General features: G+C 67.3%; 2 protein-coding genes and 1 pseudogene. 1 reads left to right on the plus strand and 2 read right to left on the minus strand.

Annotated features, from left to right (window positions below; all coding sequences use genetic code 11):
• Positions 1–214: 214 nt before the first annotated feature.
• Together KDH83_RS30335 and KDH83_RS30340 are read right to left on the minus strand one after the other, a co-directional pair.
• Entirely contained in the window at positions 215–1,495 is a 1,281-nt protein-coding gene (locus tag KDH83_RS30335; protein ID WP_212322664.1) for a patatin-like phospholipase family protein, read from the minus strand.
• Between the two features lie 10 nt (positions 1,496–1,505).
• A complete protein-coding gene (locus tag KDH83_RS30340) occupies positions 1,506–2,102 on the minus strand; it encodes a DUF4136 domain-containing protein (protein WP_212322666.1) in 597 nt (198 codons plus the stop codon).
• Between the two features lie 153 nt (positions 2,103–2,255).
• Here KDH83_RS30340 and KDH83_RS30345 point away from each other — a divergent pair.
• Positions 2,256–2,453: pseudogene (locus tag KDH83_RS30345) on the plus strand (LysR family transcriptional regulator); the annotation flags it as partial.

Below are 2,453 nucleotides of genomic sequence, written 5' to 3' on the forward strand. Positions count from 1 at the left end.
GCATGGACGATCCCGGCTGGCTCTCCACCGGACTCGGCACCGCGCAATCCGCGGTTTCCGGGCGCCGGAAACAAAAAATGCAACTTGTTCGAGAGACTAACGGGCTTGCAAGCCGCATTTCCCCTTGCTACGCCAGGATCAGACTAATCCCGTTAAATCCAGTTCGTATCGGCTGTATGTCCCAGCTTTTTCCCCACCCTGCCCGCCTCCCCGATCAATGGTGCTTGCCGTTGCGATGGATGTCGTGTGCGACAAAACAACTATCCTCGGTCGGACGGTCCAGCACGCCCGGCCGGGCCAGGGTCAGGCGGATGTCCGACAGTCCGGACTCCCAGTGCTCGCGCATGGCCTCGGTGCCGAACTCGTAGTCCTTGGAATAGCGTTCGCGGTGCTTGGACTCGTAGATCAGGTTGACGATGTTGGTCGCCGGCGTGTGCGACAGCCGGCGCAGCTCTTCCAGGTCGGCCGCGCCGCGCTCGGATTCGGGCAGGCGCGCCAGCAGCTTCTGCAAGCCGTGGCGCAGCTTGAGCACCCGGCGCAACTGGTCGGTCACCAGGCGGGTCCGGCTGGAATACTGGATGTCCTTCTGCCGCTCGGCCACTTCTTCCAGCGAGGTCGGCAGGCCGCCGCGCGCCGGCCACAGGTCCACCTGGAAGGCCAGCGTGTCGCGCATGTTGTCCGCGCCCACCACCTGGGCCAGCGGGGTGTTGGACACCACGCCCCCGTCCCAGTAATGCTCGCCATCGATCTCCACGGACGGAAAGCCCGGCGGCAACGCGCCGGAGGCCATGACGTGCTCGGGTCCGAGCCGGTCCTTGCGGCTGTCGAAATAGGCGAAGTTGCCGGTCCGCACATTGACCACGCCAAAGCTGGCGCGCACCGAGCCCGCGTTCAGCAGGTCGAAGTCGACGAACTGGCGCAGCGTGTCGGCCAGCGGAGACGTGTCGTAGAAGCTGGTGGAGGCCGCCCCCTGCCCATGCAGCAGATAGGGCGGCGGAAAGCGCGGCTTGAAGAAGCCAGGCTGACCGGACACCAGGGCATGGAAGGCGGACAGCTGACCGTTCATGGCCGGCGAGCCGAAGCCGAACGGAATGCCCTCGAACATGCCGGCCAGCGTATCGCCCCAGGGCACGGCGGCGAAACCGGTCGGCCGGCAGATCGTCTCCCAGAAACCGCGCAGCCGCGCCACGCGCTCATCCTCGGGAGAGCCGGCGATGATGGCGGCGTTGATCGAACCGATGGAAATGCCCGCCACCCAGTTGGGGCGGATGCCGGCCTCGTGCAGGCCCTGGTACACCCCGGCCTGGTAGGCCCCCAGGGCGCCGCCGCCCTGCAGCACCAGGGCGACCGTGTCGTAGGACTGCGCGCCGCCGGAATCCGCGGCGGCGCGGCTCGGGCTGGCGGCGTCGGCCGAGGCGGTCTTGGACTTGCGGCGCGGGCTGTCTGCGTCGGCCGGGGCGGCCTGGGGCTTGCGGGACGGGCGTGCCGTGCTCATGCGGGGCTCCTCAAGGCTTGGACTTGTCCGGTCCCTGCGGCGCGGCCACGCCGGCGCGGAACGGATACTTCGAGAACACCTGGGCGACGGCCTTTTCCACGCTCTGCTGCGACGTGGCCATCTCGGGATTGCGCACCTCGCCCACGGCCACGCCTTCCCACACCAGCTGCTTGCGGCGCGCGTCGACCAGATCGATGTTCAGCGTGCCCTCGGTGTATTGATAGACGGTGTCGCCCCAGCCATAGCCGGGCCAGCCGCCATAGAAGCCGCTGCGATAACCGTAATAAGGACCGATGGCCGGCGGCGCCTCGGTGACCTGGGTCTTCTGTTGCAGCTTGCCGTTGAAATTGATCAGCAGGTCCGGGTCGGCGGCGCTGTAGACGTAGCCGCGCATTTCCATCTGGCCGCGCGTGGCGTCTTTCAGGCGCTCGGTCAGCAGGCTGCTGTAGCCAGCCTTGTCCGTGCCCAGCGGGCTCATGTAGCCGAAGGTGCGATAGCGCGAGAAATCCGCCTTCTGGTCGTAGTCGCTGCGTATCGACGGTCCGGTGGCGCAGGCCGACAGCAGCGCGGCCAGGCAGCCCGCGGCCAGCAAGGTTGAGGCTTTCATGATCCAGTCTCCAGGAATCCGAGGCCAGCACATAGTGCCGCGAAGCCCGCAAAGTTTCAATGACGCATCTCATTCCCATCGCGCGCGCGCCGCCCGGGCCGGCCGTCCATTACACTGCGAGTCTGCAATCGAAACTGAACGGACCTCACCGCCATGTTGGAACTCGACGGCTCGATCTGGCTACGCTCCGGCGCCCAGACCTGGGGCGGCAAGAACCGCATCGACCTGCTCGCCCAGATCGACGCCACCGGCTCGATCACCGCCGCCGCGCGCGCCGTGGGCATGAGCTACAAGGGCGCGTGGGACGCCCTCGGCGCCATGAACACACCGGCGGACGGAACGCCGGTGCTT

The sequence above is a fragment of the Achromobacter sp. Marseille-Q0513 genome (assembly GCF_018195695.1).
GTDB lineage: Bacteria > Pseudomonadota > Gammaproteobacteria > Burkholderiales > Burkholderiaceae_B > Achromobacter.

Excerpts from the sequence above, each read along its gene's own strand:
- KDH83_RS30335 (WP_212322664.1), bottom strand. The coding sequence starts at position 1,495 with ATGAGCACGGCACGCCCGTCCCGCAAGCCCCAGGCCGCCCCGGCCGAC.
- KDH83_RS30340 (WP_212322666.1), bottom strand. The coding sequence starts at position 2,102 with ATGAAAGCCTCAACCTTGCTGGCCGCGGGCTGCCTGGCCGCGCTGCTG.